Consider the following 15,007-nt stretch of genomic DNA (forward strand, 5'->3'; position numbering starts at 1 on the left):
TGGGATGGGTTCAACCCCGCTGCGGCGGGGCTGCGCCGCGCGAGCGTCGCCTCGCTCAATTTCGACCTGATGTACGGCCTTCCGGGCCAGACCCGTGCCGACCTCGAAGCGACGCTCGCGGCGGCGATCGTGATGCGGCCGGACCGGATCGCCCTGTTCGGCTATGCCCATGTCCCGCATCTCATCCCGCGCCAGCGCCGCATCGAGGCTACGCTGCTGCCGCCGCCCGACGAGCGCTTCCTCAGCGCCGAGCGGGGGTTCGAGATTCTGACCGCCGCCGGCTACATGCCCGTCGGCTTCGATCATTTCGCGCTGCCCGGCGATCCGCTCGCCCGCGCCGCCGCCGAAGGGCGCCTGCGCCGCAACTTCCAGGGCTTCACCGACGATCCGGCCGAGATTTCGATCGGCCTTGGCGCCAGCGCCATCTCGGCCTTTCCCGCCTTCCTGCTCCAGAACGAGAAGAATGCCGGCCGCTACCGCATGCTGGTCTCCGCCGGGGCGCTGCCGGTCGCGCGCGGCCTGATGCGCAGCGCCGAGGACCGGACGCGGGCCGCCCTCATCGAATCGATCCTCTGCCGCGGCGACGCCGACATCTCCCGGCTCGACGACCGGGAGGAGGTCTTCTGGCGGCTCCTTCCCTACGAGGAACGCGGCCTCGTCGGCTGGGACGGATTCACCCTGAGGCTCGCCGACGAGGCCCGTCCCTATGCCCGCGGCATCGCCGCCGCGCTCGACCGCTATCGCCGGCCCGCGGCGCGGCGTTTCAGCAGTGCGATCTGACCGGCCCCTGGCCCTCCTTGCCGCGGCCGCTTGGCTGTTCGCGGCGCCCGCTCCTGCGGCATCCGGCGGCCAATGGCTCCCGACCTGCTCCGGCACGCGTGTCTGGCTCGACCTCCCCCCACCACCCCTGCCCGAGCCGCCCGACCAAGCCGCCTGCCACGGAGGCGCGCTCTGCAGCCGCCGTGAAGCGACTAAGGGGGAATCCCTATAGGTGCCCGCAGGTTCGCTTAGGACGCTCTTCAGGAGCACCGGGAGCTTTAGGTGGGCGATCACCGCATCTTCGCGCAGGCGATCGACCGGCTTCATGCCGAGGGGCGCTACCGCGTGTTCATCGACATATTGCGCAACAAGGGCGCCTTCCCGAACGCCCGTTGCTTCGCCGGCCACAACGGTCCCAAGCCGATCACCGTCTGGTGCTCGAATGACTGTCTCGCAGCTCATACCTAGGCAGCTCAATGCCTGCCCGGAGCGCGCTGCTAGTTCCAAAAGCGCGAGCTGGTTTCGGTCGCTCCAGGACGCATCCGAAGGCGATCCGATGGGCGGGTCGGTCCTGTGGGGCGTTCCATTGCCGTCATTGTCCAGCAAGTCGCCGCTTTTCCTGGCCCATGGACTTGCAGGCGAGGGAGCCTGCGATCACGGTTTTCGCGAGCGGCGAGGTTCGTACCAGATCGGACGATCGCGTTCGCCGAGCGACAGCGAATGGCCGATCGCGATGTCCTGCGCGCCCCGTTTCTCGAAAAAGTCCCGCCAGAAATCCTGATGTGCCTCACCCTGCGTCTTCAGCCCGCGTCGGCGGACATATTGAACGCGTATCGCGGCTTCCGACATGTCGGCCTGTGCATCCGCTTCCCCGTCCAGCGCCCCGGCGCCCCGCCGGAGGTGCGCGACACCACGGCCATAATGGCTGAGCAAGTCGCTGTGCTGCATCATGTCGGAGAGGAGGACGAGACGACGCTCGGTTATCTGGCGGTCGAAATCATCTCGCTGGAAGCGGGTCAGATCGGCTCCGAAGTCGCCTCTCCGGTAATCGTCCGGCTTGGGGAAAACCGCGAAATAAGCAGGTGCGGGATTCGAGCCACGAACCTCCTGATTGATGTCGCGGTAGGTTCGGAGAAGCTGCGTTCCACCGGCGACCCATTCCCGCTCGCTGTCGCGTACTTCCTGTTCCCTCTGGCCGACGAGGTTGAGCAGATCCGAGATGGCGTTCGCGTCTCGCCGGCCCTGGTCGGCGAGACGCTGGGCTTCGCGGACGACCGTTTCGGCCGCAGCACGCGCATCGGCCCGCATTGCCACGGACGCATTTTCGAAATCAATCTCTGCTTGCTTGGCCCGACGATCATACTTGGCATAGTCCGGGTACCGGTCACCGATGTCGTCCCATCCCTCGCGAGCGGCGAAGAGGTGGATCAACATGCCCAGGCCGAACAATGCCCAAGCGAAGATCGTGCTGAGGCCGAACCATCCGTTCGTCGTCATTTGCGTGGCGGCCGCGTCGGCAAGGGCCAGCGGATCGAAATCGTAGAGCGGGTCCCGTGCCGCGGCTTCGGCGACTTCTCGAAAATGCGCGACCAGGAGGTTCCAGTAGAGCGCGGCGCCGTGCAGGACCACCGAGCCGATCCAACCGATCACACGTTTCAGCAGCAGGACGTGGCCGGCATAGCTCCAGCACAACCCCGCGGCGACGCCGAAGCCGACATTGAGGATGCTCACCAGCAGCGCCAGCTGAACGCCTTGCAACCAGCCGCCACGGACGATGTCTCGGAACAGGACGCCATTGGCCGCGGATTCGATGACGAGCAACGCCAGGATGATGCCGACGACGAGCACGCCCGATTCCTTGTAGGTCGCGGTGCGGGTCAGATTGTTGGCATTTCGGAAAAAGCGGAGGTTCAGGCCCGCTTCCATCTGCTGGCGCCGCGCCTGTCTCAGCGGCCCCCGATGATCGGCGAAAGCCGTTCTCGCTTCGATCGACACCCTTTGGCGCAGGTCGTCTTCGCGAAGCTTCTCCGGCAGCCGCCGCCGCGCGCCATCCAGCGCTGCGCCCATTTGCTCCGCCAGAAACTGGTTGAGCATCAGGATGCCGGCGAAAACCCGATTGCAGATATCCAGCTGCGTTTCGTTCAGCACCGTGTCGTCGGAAGCGGGCTGCAGCAGATAGGCGTCCGTCCGCGCGCGCTCTTCCAGCCTCATGTCCTTCTTCAGCCGGTCGATACGGACCCGGTGCTCTTCGGAGATCTCGGGAATCCAAATCCTGGACTCCTTGGTCCAGCGCGACCCTCCGGCAAACTGACCCACAGCTTTCGGCAGCTTCATGGACGCCCCTCCTCCACGACTGCAGGAAACCACCCAAAGATCAGCGCGAGAAGATGGAACATCCTCCAAAACGGATGATCATTGATCCAACTTGGCGGTGGCAATGCACCATTTTCCAGTGCCGAGTGGCGGATCATGCGGACGGCGGCTAGAAAGCGGGAATGGTGGAGATCCGGACCGAGAGGCTGTTGCTGCGTGCCGCGCGGGAGAGCGATCTGGACGACTTCCATGCCGTGCTGGGCGACGCGCGGGCGATGGCCTACTGGTCCAGCCTGCCGCACCGCGACCGCGGCGAGACCGCCGCCTGGCTGGCGGAGACAATCGCCATTCCGCCGGGCGAGGGCGAGGATTTCGCCGTGGAATTTGAGGGCCGGGTGATCGGCAAGGCGGGGCTGCACCGTTTCCCGGTCGTCGGATTCATCTTCCATCCCGACGTCTGGGGCCGCGGGCTGGCGGCGGAGGCGCTGCGGCCGGTGCTGCGGCGCGCGTTCGAGGTGCATCGGCTGGCTTATGTGGAAGCGGACGTCGATCCGCGCAACGCGGCCTCGCTGCGGCTGCTGGAACGGCTCGGCTTTCGCGAGGTGCGGCGCGCGGCGCGGACCTGGCAAATCGGCGGCGTCTGGGCCGACAGCGTCTATCTCAGGATCGAGGCCGGCTGAGCCTATTCGGCGGCGTTCGCCGCCTCGGCCTCGTTGCCGGCTTCGGCGCGGTTCTGCTCCGCCTGGTTGCGCAGCGCCTCGAACTCGGCATCGAGCCGCGCCTCGATGCCGGCGGCGGCATTCTCGGCCTGCGCCTCGAGCAGGCGGGCGCGCTCCTCGATCTCGGCGGCGCGCTGTTCGAACTGGTTTTCGATCGATTGCGCTTCCGGCGCCTCGCGCGCGCCGCAGCCGGCAAGGGCGAGAGCGGCGAGGCTGGCGGCGGCGGCGAAGGAGAGGCGGAGGGGCATGGCGGCTCGCCGGCACGAGAGGGGACGAAAAGGTCCAGGGGGTTCTGTTGCCCGGCCCCCCTGGCGGCCGCTGGTCTCCCTTTCTGTTGCCCGGCAGGGTCCAAGCCGCGCTTTTGTCTGATGTAACCTAAACCGTGAGGTCCGGGTTACGCAGCAATCGCAAGAGCCTCGTTATCGTTGGCACTTGTGTGATGGGCCGTTGCGGTGGTCCCATTCCGGGCGAAGGCAGCGCTTTTCAACACACGTCGATCCTGGTTCGGCCCCATCAGAAGTCCCGCACGTGACGGGAGATTTGGTGGAGCCGCCGGGTACTGCCCCCGGGTCCGCTGTGCCTATGACACGCCACGATTTATCGCCATAGCCGGGCAAGCCCGGCACCAACGGATATAGCGCGCCCGCCGCGAAATTAAAGGGGCCGGTCCGGGTCGTGGCCGTTGCGGAGCCGGACCGAAGCCCCTACCTCAGGTGCCGACGTTTCGAAGAGGGAGGGGAGAGGATGACCCGCTTTCGCCTGATCGCCGCCTTGGCGCCGGCGCTGCTGATGCTTTCCGCCTGCGGAATCAACACCATCCCCGCCGCCGAAGAGGAGGCGAAGGCCGCCTGGGCCAATGTCGAGAACCAGTATCAGCGGCGCGCCGATCTGGTGCCCAACCTCGTCCGCACCGTGCAGGGTTTCGCCACCCAGGAGCGCGAGGTGCTGACGCAGGTGACGGAGGCCCGGGCCCGCGCGACGCAGGTGACCGTCGATCCGTCCAACCCCCAGGCGATGCAGCAATTCGCCGCCGCCCAGGGCGAGCTCGGTTCGGCGCTGAGCCGCCTGCTGGTGACGGTGGAGCGCTATCCCGAGCTGCGGTCCAGCCAGCTGTTCGCCGACCTTCAGCAGCAGCTCGAAGGCACCGAGAACCGCATCGCCATCGCCCGCAGCGACTATAACGAGGCGGTGCGCGCCTATAACACCCGCATCCGCACCTTCCCGGACATGGTGGGCGCCCGCATCATCTACGGGGCCGAGCCGATGGTGCCGTTCGAGGCGACGACGCCGGGGGCCGAACAGGCGCCGACCGTCGATTTCGGCAACCGGCCCTAGGGCGCGGCAGGCCGTGCCCCGCGCCTGGCTGACGATCGCGGCGGCTTTGCTCGTCGTACTGTTCGCGGCGGCGCCCGGCCTTGCGCAGAACTTCCCGGCGCTGAGCGGCCGCGTGGTCGACGAGGCGGGGCTGCTGCCGCCCGCCGAGGCGGCGGAACTCGCGGCGCGGCTGGAGCAGCTGGAAGCCGCGACCACGCGCCAGCTGGTGGTCGCCACCGTGTCCGACCTTCAGGGCTATGACATACGCGATTACGGCTACCGGCTCGGTCGCCATTGGGGGATCGGGCAGGAACGGGCGAACAACGGCATCATCCTGCTGGTCGCGCCCAATGCCCGGCGGGTGGCGATCGAGGTCGGCTACGGGCTCGAGCCGATCGTCACGGACGCGCTCGCGAACCGGATCATCGACGAGCAGATCCTTCCCCGCTTTCGCGCGGGCGACATGGCGGGCGGCATCATGGCGGGGGCGGGCGCGCTGATCGATCAGCTGCAGGCACCGCCCGAAGTCGCCGAGCAGCGCATCCTGGAGGCGAGCCAGGCGCGGCAGGCGCGCGGCGGCCGCGACGGCAATTCCATCTTCCCGCTGATCTTCTGGGGCGTCGTGCTGGTCTTCATCGTCATCCCGATGCTGCGCAACGGGCTGGGCGGCGGCCGGCGCTACGATGCGCGCGGACGGCGGCGCCGGCGGCGGCGCGGCATGCCGATCGTGATCTGGGGGCCCGGCATGGGCGGCGGCTGGGGCGGCGGTTCGTCGTCCGGCTGGGGCGGTGGCGGCGGCGGGTTCGGCGGCTTCGGCGGCGGCGGTTTCGGCGGCGGCGGCGGATCGTTCGGCGGCGGCGGCGCGTCGGGAGGGTGGTGAGATGCTGCTGAGCCCGGAGGATCATGCGCTCGTCACCGCCGCGGTCACCCGCGCCGAGCGGGAAAGCGACGGCGAGATCGTTACCATCGTCGCGGCCCAGTCCGACGCCTATCACGACGTCGCCCTTCATTATGCCGTGCTGGCGATGTTGCTGGTGCCCGGCCTGTTGGCGGCTTTGCCCCAGTCCGCTATTCACTGGGTGGAGGGTCTCTTCTTCGGCTGGAACGCGGCCTTCACGCGCGGCGGGCTGATGCTGGCGCTGTTCACCGTGTTGACGCTGGTCTTCCTGATCGTCCGGCTGACGCTCGCTTATCTGCCGCTTCGGATGGCGCTGACGCCGGGATCGACCAAGACGCGGCGGGTCCACCGCCGCGCGATCCAGCTGTTCCGCACCGGCTGCGAATTGAAGACACGCGGCCGCACTGGCATCCTCCTTTACCTGTCGCTCGCCGAGCACCGGGCGGAGATCGTCGCCGACCGCGCCATCCACGAGCAGGTGGAGCCGGAGGTGTGGGGCGAGGCGATGGCGGCTTTGGTGGAGGAAGTGAAGGCCGGCCGGCCCGGTGCCGGCATGGCCGCGGCGGTGGAGCGGATCGGCGCCGTCCTGGCCGAGATCCTCCCCAAGACGCTCGACAATCCCAACGAGCTGCCGGACAGGCTGGTCGAGCTGTGACGGCGGATGCCGACGCGCCCGTCGAGACCGTCTGGGAAGGGCGGTTCATCGCCGCCAAGCGTCGCGGCCGCTGGGAATATGTGTCGCGCACCCGCGGGGTGAGCGCCGCCGTGATCCTCGCGGTGGACGACGGCCACGTCATCCTGGTCGAGCAATATCGGGTGCCGGTCGGCGCCCAGTGTCTCGAGCTTCCCGCCGGCCTGGTCGGCGACGAGGAGGAAGGCGAGGACGCGCACAGGGCGGCGGTCCGCGAGCTGGAGGAGGAGACCGGCTACCGCGCCGGCCGGATGGTCGAGATCGGCCGCTTCCACGCCTCGCCCGGCATGTCGTCGGAAGGCTTCACCCTGCTGCGGGCGGAGGAGCTGGAAAAGGTGGGCGAGGGCGGCGGCGTCGAGGGCGAGGACATCAAGGTCCACCGCGTGCACCTGGCCGACGTGCCCGATTTCGTCGCCGCCAGGCGGGCCGAAGGCTGCGCGGTCGACGTGAAAATGCTGCTGCTGCTCGGGCCCGCCCTGTTCGAGCCTGTCCCGCGCGGCTGAGCGAAAGGCGCCGCTCCCCCGGCCGTGGCCGGGAGAGCGGGCGCCCCTCATCGCATCAGATCGCCTGGCGCAGCGCGTCGACCAGGTCGGTCTTTTCCCAGGTGAAGAAGTCGTTCGCCGGCTGCCGGCCGAAATGGCCGTAGGCGGCGGTCGGCAGGTAGATGGCCTTGTTGAGGCCGAGATGGGTGCGGATGCCCTTCGGCGTCAGGCGGACGAGTTCCGGCAGGACCTCCTCCAGCCGCGCCTCGGTGACGCCGTCGGCCTGGGTGCCGTGGAGATCGACGTAGAGCGACAGCGGCTCGGCGACGCCGATCGCATAGCTGAGCTGGATCGTGCAGCGCCGGGCGAGCTCGGCCGCGACGATGTTCTTGGCGAGATAGCGGGTGATGTAGGCCGCCGACCGGTCGACCTTGGTCGGATCCTTGCCGGAGAAGGCGCCGCCGCCGTGGGGCGACGCGCCGCCATAGGTGTCGACGATGATCTTGCGGCCGGTGAGGCCGGCGTCGCCGTCTGGGCCGCCGATCTCGAACAGGCCGGTCGGATTGACGAAGATCGCGTCCTCGTCGTTCGGCATCCAGCCTTCGGGCAGGACGTCGTTGAACACGCCCTTCACATAGTCGCGCAGCTTGCCCTGGTCGTAGCCCTTGGCGTGCTGGGTCGAAACGACCAGCTTCACCGCGCGGACCGGGCGGCCGTTCTCATATTGCAGCGTCACCTGGCTCTTCGAATCGGGCTCGAGGAACGGAGCGTCGCCGGAATGGCGGTCGTTGGCCAGCCGCTCCAGGATGCGGTGCGAATAATGGATGGTGGCCGGCATCAGCTCCGGCGTCTCGTCGCAGGCGAAGCCGAACATGATGCCCTGGTCGCCCGCGCCCTCGTCCTTGTTGCCCGCTTCGTCGACGCCGACGGCGATGTCGGCCGACTGGCCGTGCAGGTGGCAGGCGAAATCCGCATATTGCCAGTGGAAGCCGTGCTGTTCGTAGCCGATCTTCTTCACCGTCTCGCGGGCGACCTTCTCGATCTCCTCGATCGTCGGGGTCACGTCCTCGCGGCAGCGGACCTCGCCGGCCAGCACGATCCGGTTGGTGGTGACCAAGGTCTCGCAGGCGACGCGCGCCTCGGGATCGCGGCCGATGAAGAGATCGACCACCGCGTCGGAAATCTGGTCGGACACCTTGTCCGGATGGCCTTCCGACACCGATTCGGACGTGAAGAGATAGTTGCTGCGCATCGTGAACCTTCTGTTCCGGGGAGAATATGCGGATATAAAGATATCCTTATATCTACCCCTAACGCGCTTTCCCTTCCTCTGCAATGGGGTGCCGCCGGCGCATCGCGGCCGCGCCGGCCGCGACCAGAGCGAGCGCGAACAGGAAGGGAAGGAGGTTGCCGACCCTCGCAAACAGGGTCGGCGGGGCGGGGCGCGGCAGCCGGGCGTCGATCACCCCCGCCTCGCGCCAGCCGAGGCGGGCGAGGATGCGGCCTTCGGAGTCGATCACGGCCGAAATGCCGGTCGGCGTCGAGCGCAGCACCGGCAGGCCTTCCTCGATCGCCCGCAGCCGCGCCTGGGCGAGATGCTGGGGCGGGCCCCAGGCGCCGAACCAGGCGTCGTTGGAGGGGTTGAAGAGGAAGTTCGGGCGGTTGGCGCGGTCCACCACGTCGCCCGAGAAGATGATCTCGTAGCAAAGCTGGAAGCCGACCAGGCCGAGCTGCGGCAAGGGGAAGCTGCGCGGCCCGGGGCCGGGCACGAAGTCGATCGCGCCGGGAACGAGCCGGGACAGGCCGATCGGCTCCAGCAGCCGCCGCATCGGCAGATATTCGCCATAGGGGACGAGATGGGCCTTGTCGTAGCGGGCGTGGATCCGCCCGCCATCGTCCATGATGTAGACGCTGTTGGTCGCACCGGAGACGCGCAGCCCGTCGTCGGACAGAAGCGAGACGCCGCCGGTCAGCAGTACGTCGTCCGGCCCGATCGAGCGGCCGATCGCCCGGCGCAGATTGGCGGCGTAAGCCCGGGCGAGCGGATCGCGCCGTTCGTCCTCCAGCGGATCGATCACCGCCGCTTCCGGCCAGAGGATGAGGCGCGGCTGCCCTTCCGGACCCGGCCCGCCGGTGAGGGCGTGCAGCCGCTCGAAATTTCGGTCGGCGAAATCGGGATGATATTTGTATTCCTGGCCGATGTTCGGCTGGACGATGCGCAGCGCGACCCCGGGCCGGGTGTCGGCGGGCGAATGGCCGAGATGGACGAGGATCCCGCCGGCCACCACCGCGCCGGCGACGGCCGCGGCGCGCGTCCAGTGCCGGCGGGCGGCGAGGTAGAGCGTGCCGGCGAGCAGCACGGCCGTGCCGGAAAGGCCGTAGGTGCCGTAGAGGGTGGAGAGCTTGGCCGCGGGGGTTCCGACCAGGGTCACGCCGATCGGGTTCCAGGCGAAGCCGGTGAACATGGTCGCGCGCAGCCATTCGGTGACGATCCAGGCGGCGGCGAGGAAGAGGACGAGCGTCAGGCGGTTCGCGCGTCCCCAGCGCCAGGCAAGCCCCGCCGCCATCGCCGGATAGACGGCGAGATAGAGCGACAGCAGCACCACCGCGATCCAGCCGAGCCAGGCCGGCATCGCCGACTGGTAGGTGAAGGCGGTCGCGATCCAGTTCAGCCCGAGGGTGAAGTTGCCGAGACCGAACCACCAGCCGCGCGCCAGCGCCGAGCGGAGGCTGGGCGCCGTTTCGACGAGCGCGAGCAGCCCCGCGAACGCGAGCAAAGTGAGCGGCCAGAGCGACAGCGGTTCGAAACCGGCCGCGGCGACGAGGCCGGCGAGGAAGGCCAGGGCGAGAGAGGTCATCCGGTGAGGCATATCGGGCTTCGCGGTCGGCGGATCAATGCACCGCCGGTGAAGGAAAAGCTGCCCGGCGCGACCGGCCATATGCGGGGGCGACTTTAAAGCATTGCAAAGAATTGCCGTCCTAAGCCTGGAGGCGAGGGGGGTGCGGATGAGCGTTGCGACTGCGGGGGATGGAGCCTTGGCGCGCTTCGCCGCGCGAATCGCGCATGTCCGCCGCGCCGCCGCCGCCATGCGGGCCGAAGCCCTGGTGCTTGCGCTCGCGCTCGCCACCTCGATCGCCATCCATCACGAACGCGACATCCTGGAACGGCGCACCGTCTTCACGCCGTCCCACACTGCCGACTACCGGACCTACGCCTATGGCGACGAAGCCGTCGGCGGCGGCGCCAAGGTGCGGGAGAACGACGCGGAGCCGCTCAGCTGGACCTGCCGGCTCGCCGAGGGGCATCCCCATCCCTTCTGCGGCTACGGCCTCCAGTTCGACCTCGCCGGCGCCGGCGCGGGGATCGACATGTCGCGGGTCGACGAGATCCGCCTCGACGTCGCGTATGAAGGCTCCGCCGGCACGCTGAAGATCGTCGTCAAGAACCGCGACCGGCGCGCCGGCCGCGCGGCGGCACGCGACAAGGTGAACGGCGCCGAATTCCCGGCGAGGCAGGGGCGACAGCTGATCAGTTTCGGGCCGGACGCCTTCGCCGTGCCGCAATGGTGGGCGGCGGGCAACGGCGTCGCGCCGGGCCTCGCGCGGCCGCAATTCGACAATGTCGTCGCCTTCGAGATCCAGACGGGGTCGGACGCGATGGCCGGCGATCACCGGTTCCGGATCCACGGCATCGAACTGCGCTCCCGGCTGGTGCCGCGGGGGCTGTTCTACGGCGGGCTCACCGCCTTGTGGCTGTTGCTCGCGGCGGTGTTCGTCTCCGGCCGGCGCCTGCAGGCGGAGGCGCAGCGCCGCAGCCACGCCGCCGAATGGCGCAAGACGCTCGACACCATTCCGCAGATGGTCTGGACGGTCTCGGCCGACGGCAGCGAATATTTCAACCGCCAGTGGGAGGAGTTCACCGGCACGCGGGTGCTCTCCATCGCCGACATGGGCCGTTACGACCTCGTCCACCCCGACGACCGCGCGACCTCGCTTCAGCGTTGGTCGGACAGCTTGCGCACTGGCGTTGCCTACGAGACGGAATATCGGGTGCGGCACCGGTCGGGCGAATATCGCTGGATGCTGAGCCGCGGCTTCGCCGAGCGGGACGAAAATGGCAGCGTCTGCCGCTGGTACGGCACCTGCACCGACATTCACGACCGGGTGCTGGCGCAGCAGCATCTGACCCGCAGCCGCAACTTCACGCGCCAGCTGGTCGAAGCGACGCCCGACATCGTGCTCGTGATCGAAGGCAGTGGCCGCATCGTCTTCGCCAATCCGGCCGCGCGCCAGAGCCTCGGCACGGCGGCGGAGGAGGACCTTGCCGGCAAGTCGTGGATCCGGCTGGTCGGCCCCGACGTGCGCCGCGCAGCGCGCCAGGCGCTGCGCTCCGCCCAGGGCGGAGCGCCGCAGCATTTCACCACGCAGGGGAACGCGCGGGGCGGCGGGCGCGACTGGTGGGACGTGGTGATCACGCCTTTGTCCGGGCCCGCCGAGCTCGGCCAGTTCCTCGTCATTTCGCGCAACATCAGCCACCAGAAGCGCGCCGAGGAGCGGGCGCATTGGGCGGCGAAGCACGACGCGCTGACCGGCCTTCCCAACCGCGTGCTGCTCCAGCAAGAGCTGGAGACGCTGACGGCGACGCGGGACGCCGGCTTTGCCCTGCTGGTCCTCGACGTGGACGAGTTCAAGAAGATCAACGACACGCTCGGCCACGATGCCGGCGACGCGATCCTGTGCACCTTTTCCGAGCGGCTGCGGCGCGCGGCGCGGAGCGAGGACATGGTCGCGCGCCTCGCCGGCGACGAATTCGCCATCCTGCTGCGCGGCGTGCGCGACGAAGCGGAAGTGGAAGCGGCCGCCGCCAAGATCTTCGCCGGCCTGCGCGCGCCGCACGTCCACCAGGGCAAGATCCTCGACTGCAGCACCAGCATCGGCGCGAGCCTGTTTCCCAAGCACGGCCGCACCAAGGCGGAGCTGCTGAAGAATGCCGACGTCGCGCTCTACGTCGCCAAATCGTCCGGACGGCGCAACCTCAAGATCTTCAACGCCGCGATGCGTTCGGAGCTGGAGGACCGCAACGCGATGATCGGCCGGGCGCGGGGCGCGCTGGCCGACGATCTCATCCTTCCCTTCTACCAGCCCAAGGTGGAGCTCGGCACCGGCCGCGTCTCGGGCTTCGAGGCGCTGCTGCGCTGGCGCGACCCGCGGCTCGGCCTGCAGACGCCCGACACCATCATGGCCGCGTTCGAGGACCTGTCGCTCGCCGCCGAGATCAGCGACCGGATCGTTGGCCGGATGATCGCCGACATGCAAAGCTGGATGGAGCGCGGCTGGGATTTCGGCCATGTCGCCTTCAACGCCGCCGCCGCCGAGCTGCGCGCCGCCGACTTCGCCGAGCGACTGCTCGACCGGCTCTGCCAGGCGCGCATCCCCACCGCCTGCGTGCAGATGGAAGTGACGGAGACGGTGTTCCTCGGGCGCGGCGCCGAATATGTCGAACGCTCGCTCCGCCTGCTGAGCGCCAATGGCGTGCGCATCGCGCTCGACGATTTCGGCACCGGCTACGCCTCGCTCACCCACCTCAAGGAGTTTCCGGTGGATCTCCTCAAGATCGACCGCTCCTTCGTGAAGGACCTGCAATCGGACGCGGACGCCGGCGCGATCGTCGACGCGGTGATCGGCCTCGGCAAGAGCCTGAGGATCGACGTCGTCGCCGAAGGAATCGAGACGCGGGCGCAGCACGACACCCTGCTCGCGCTCGGATGCCGCTACGGGCAGGGCTTCCTCTATTCGCCGGCGGTGGCGGCCGACGAGATCGGCGAGACGTTCCTGCGCGCGGCCGGGGCACGGTCGCTCGCCGCCTGAGGCTTCCCCAAGGCGCGGCGGAAAGCTAGAGCGGCCGCCATGGCCCTTCCCCCGTTCCACCTCGCCTTTCCCGTCCACGACCTCGCCGCCGCGCGCCATTTCTACGGCACCCTGCTCGGCTGCCCGGAGGGCCGCAGCTGCGACCAGTGGATCGATTTCGACTTCTTCGGCCACCAGATCGTCGCCCATCTCCAGCCCGGTCGCGCCGCGCCAGACCACCACAATCCGGTGGACGGCCACGACGTGCCGGTCCCGCATTTCGGCGCGGTGCTGGACATGGCCGAATGGGAGGCGCTGGCGGCCCGCCTCGAGGCGGCGGGCACCGCCTTCGTGATCGCGCCCACCGTGCGCTTCCGCGGCCAGCCCGGCGAGCAGGCGACGATGTTCTTCCTCGATCCGTCGGGCAATGCGCTGGAGTTCAAGGCGATGCGCGATCCGGCCAATCTGTTCGCCGCCTGAGCGAGCGGGGCAGCGCCGCGATTGCCCGCACCGGCCGCGGTGCCTAAAGCGCGCGCCATGAACATGGTCGTCACCCGCTTCGCGCCGTCGCCCACCGGGCGGCTTCACGTCGGCAATATCCGCACCGCGCTCCACAACTGGCTGTGGGCGCGGCGGCATGGCGGGCGCTTCGTCCTGCGGCTCGACGATACCGACCGCGAACGCTCCGACGAAGCCTTCGTCCACGCGATCCGCGCCGATCTCGGCTGGCTCGGCCTCGCGCCCGACGAAGAGCATCGCCAGTCGGCGCGCTTCGCCGCTTATGAGGCGGCGCTGGAGCGGCTGGCGGCGGCCGGCCGCGCCTATCCCGCCTACGAGACCGCGCAGGAGCTGGAGCTGAAGCGCAAGGTGCAGCTCGGCCGCGGCCTGCCGCCGGTCTACGACCGCGCGGCGCTGCAGCTCACCCCGGAGGAGCGGTCGCGCCTGGAGGCGGACGGGCGCCGGCCGCATTGGCGGTTCAGGCTCGATCACGACGCGCCGATCGTGTGGGACGATCTCGTCCGCGGCCGCCAGCAGCTGGACCCCGCGCTGCTGTCCGATCCGGTGATCCGGCGCGCCGATGGCAGCTGGCTCTACATGCTGCCGAGCGCGGTCGACGATATCGACATGGGCGTCACCCATGTCGTGCGGGGCGAGGACCATGTCACGAATACCGGCCTCCAGCTCCAGATGTTCGCGGCGCTCGGAGCGCCCGCGCCCGCCTTCGCGCACGAAGCCCTTCTCACCGGATCGGAAGGCAAATTGTCGAAGCGCCTCGGCTCGACCGGCGTGGAGGAGATGCGCGCCGAGGGCATCGAGCCCGAGGCGATCGTCGCCAAGCTCGCCCGCCTCGGCACGAGCCTTCCCGTCGAACCCTTCGCCGATCGCGCGCCTCTGATCGAAAGCTTCGACTTCGCGACCTTCGGCCGGGCGCCGGCGCGGTTCGACATGGAGGAACTGGCGGCGCTCAATGCCCGCATCGTCCACCAGCTTCCCTTCGACCGCGTCGCCGCGCGCCTGCCGGACGGCATGACCGCCGCCGACTGGGACGCGATCCGGCCCAATCTTCGCAACGTCGCCGAGGCGGCGGACTGGTGGGACATTCTCCACGGCCATGTCGAGCGCCCGGCCGAGCCCGAGGACCGGGCGTTCCTCGCCGAAGCGGCCGGGGCGGCGGAGGAGATTGCGTGGGACGCGGACGCCTGGCGGGCGCTTACCGCCGCGATCAAGGCGCGCACCGGCCGGTCGGGCAAGGCCCTGTTCCTGCCTTTGCGCCGGGCGCTCACCGGCCGGGATAGCGGCCCGGAAATGGCGGCGCTGCTGCCTCTGATCGGCCGCGACGAAGCCCTCCGCCGCCTCCGCGCGGCGGCGGGGGCGCCTTCCTGAGGCTGGGCGCGTAGTCCGGCTGCCAGCCAGGCTTCCAGACACCAACACCCGTTCGGCCTGAGCCTGTCGAAGGCCGCCCCTTCTTTCTTCCCCGGCCATG

Annotated in this window: 12 protein-coding genes, 1 other RNA gene and 2 pseudogenes; 10 read left to right on the forward strand and 5 right to left on the reverse strand. The window is 69.2% G+C overall.

The window, feature by feature from the left end; translation table 11 throughout:
- Both ACK4K7_RS14840 and ACK4K7_RS14845 read left to right on the forward strand, forming a co-directional pair.
- Nucleotides 1-780 (forward strand): annotated as a pseudogene (locus ACK4K7_RS14840) (coproporphyrinogen III oxidase); the annotation flags it as partial.
- 261 nt (nucleotides 781-1,041) lie between these two features.
- Nucleotides 1,042-1,215: pseudogene (locus ACK4K7_RS14845) on the forward strand (5-aminolevulinate synthase); the annotation flags it as partial.
- 198 nt (nucleotides 1,216-1,413) lie between these two features.
- On the opposite strand, the gene ACK4K7_RS14850 reads toward ACK4K7_RS14845, so the two are convergent.
- Nucleotides 1,414-3,093: a hypothetical protein gene (locus tag ACK4K7_RS14850; protein WP_431867185.1), complete on the reverse strand. Its 1,680-nt coding sequence runs from the start codon at nucleotides 3,091-3,093 to the stop codon at nucleotides 1,414-1,416.
- A gap of 161 nt (nucleotides 3,094-3,254) precedes the next feature.
- Here ACK4K7_RS14850 and ACK4K7_RS14855 point away from each other — a divergent pair, with 161 nt between their 5' ends.
- A complete protein-coding gene (locus ACK4K7_RS14855; RefSeq protein ID WP_431867187.1) occupies nucleotides 3,255-3,752 on the forward strand; it encodes a GNAT family N-acetyltransferase in 498 nt (165 codons plus the stop codon).
- Between the two features lie 2 nt (nucleotides 3,753-3,754).
- Here ACK4K7_RS14855 and ACK4K7_RS14860 read toward each other — a convergent pair whose 3' ends face one another.
- Together ACK4K7_RS14860 and ssrA are read right to left on the reverse strand one after the other, a co-directional pair.
- Nucleotides 3,755-4,039 (reverse strand): hypothetical protein, encoded by a 285-nt coding sequence (locus ACK4K7_RS14860; protein WP_431867188.1) that lies wholly within the window; start codon nucleotides 4,037-4,039, stop codon nucleotides 3,755-3,757.
- A gap of 72 nt (nucleotides 4,040-4,111) precedes the next feature.
- Nucleotides 4,112-4,454, reverse strand: a transfer-messenger RNA (tmRNA) gene (gene ssrA, locus ACK4K7_RS14865).
- 81 nt (nucleotides 4,455-4,535) lie between these two features.
- On the opposite strand from ssrA, the gene ACK4K7_RS14870 reads away from it, so the two are divergent.
- From ACK4K7_RS14870 to ACK4K7_RS14885, 4 genes are read left to right on the forward strand one after another with little or no spacing between them, the layout of a single operon-like run.
- Nucleotides 4,536-5,126 (forward strand): LemA family protein, encoded by a 591-nt coding sequence (locus tag ACK4K7_RS14870; protein ID WP_431867190.1) that lies wholly within the window; start codon nucleotides 4,536-4,538, stop codon nucleotides 5,124-5,126.
- 13 nt (nucleotides 5,127-5,139) lie between these two features.
- Nucleotides 5,140-5,985, forward strand: coding sequence for a TPM domain-containing protein (locus ACK4K7_RS14875; RefSeq protein ID WP_431867192.1), 846 nt, complete (start codon nucleotides 5,140-5,142; stop codon nucleotides 5,983-5,985).
- Between the two features lies 1 nt (nucleotide 5,986).
- Nucleotides 5,987-6,658: a TPM domain-containing protein gene (locus ACK4K7_RS14880; RefSeq protein ID WP_431867193.1), complete on the forward strand. Its 672-nt coding sequence runs from the start codon at nucleotides 5,987-5,989 to the stop codon at nucleotides 6,656-6,658.
- Nucleotides 6,655-7,197, forward strand: coding sequence for an NUDIX hydrolase (locus ACK4K7_RS14885; RefSeq protein WP_431867194.1), 543 nt, complete (start codon nucleotides 6,655-6,657; stop codon nucleotides 7,195-7,197). Before ACK4K7_RS14880 ends, ACK4K7_RS14885 begins: the two co-directional genes overlap by 4 nt.
- A 55-nt stretch (nucleotides 7,198-7,252) precedes the next feature.
- Here the strand turns inward: ACK4K7_RS14885 and metK are convergent, their stop codons facing one another.
- Together metK and lnt are read right to left on the reverse strand one after the other, a co-directional pair.
- Nucleotides 7,253-8,428: a methionine adenosyltransferase gene (gene metK / locus ACK4K7_RS14890; protein WP_431867195.1), complete on the reverse strand. Its 1,176-nt coding sequence runs from the start codon at nucleotides 8,426-8,428 to the stop codon at nucleotides 7,253-7,255.
- A 58-nt stretch (nucleotides 8,429-8,486) separates the two neighbouring features.
- A complete protein-coding gene (gene lnt, locus ACK4K7_RS14895; protein ID WP_431867196.1) occupies nucleotides 8,487-10,034 on the reverse strand; it encodes an apolipoprotein N-acyltransferase in 1,548 nt (515 codons plus the stop codon).
- Nucleotides 10,035-10,212: 178 nt separating this feature from the next.
- Between lnt and ACK4K7_RS14900 the strand changes: the two genes are divergently transcribed.
- The 3 genes from ACK4K7_RS14900 (at nucleotide 10,213) to gltX (ending at nucleotide 14,907) form a co-directional block, all read left to right on the forward strand.
- Nucleotides 10,213-13,044 carry a putative bifunctional diguanylate cyclase/phosphodiesterase gene (locus ACK4K7_RS14900; RefSeq protein ID WP_431867197.1) on the forward strand — a complete coding sequence of 944 codons (2,832 nt, stop codon included), beginning with the start codon at nucleotides 10,213-10,215 and terminating at the stop codon, nucleotides 13,042-13,044.
- A 39-nt stretch (nucleotides 13,045-13,083) separates the two neighbouring features.
- Nucleotides 13,084-13,503, forward strand: a complete 420-nt coding sequence (locus ACK4K7_RS14905; RefSeq protein ID WP_431867198.1) for a VOC family protein — start codon at nucleotides 13,084-13,086, stop codon at nucleotides 13,501-13,503.
- A gap of 63 nt (nucleotides 13,504-13,566) precedes the next feature.
- Complete coding sequence (gene gltX, locus ACK4K7_RS14910; protein WP_431867294.1) at nucleotides 13,567-14,907, forward strand: glutamate--tRNA ligase; 1,341 nt, start codon at nucleotides 13,567-13,569, stop codon at nucleotides 14,905-14,907.
- Nucleotides 14,908-15,007: the final 100 nt, after the last annotated feature.

The organism is Allosphingosinicella sp. (assembly GCF_046295735.1).
Classification (GTDB): domain Bacteria; phylum Pseudomonadota; class Alphaproteobacteria; order Sphingomonadales; family Sphingomonadaceae; genus Allosphingosinicella.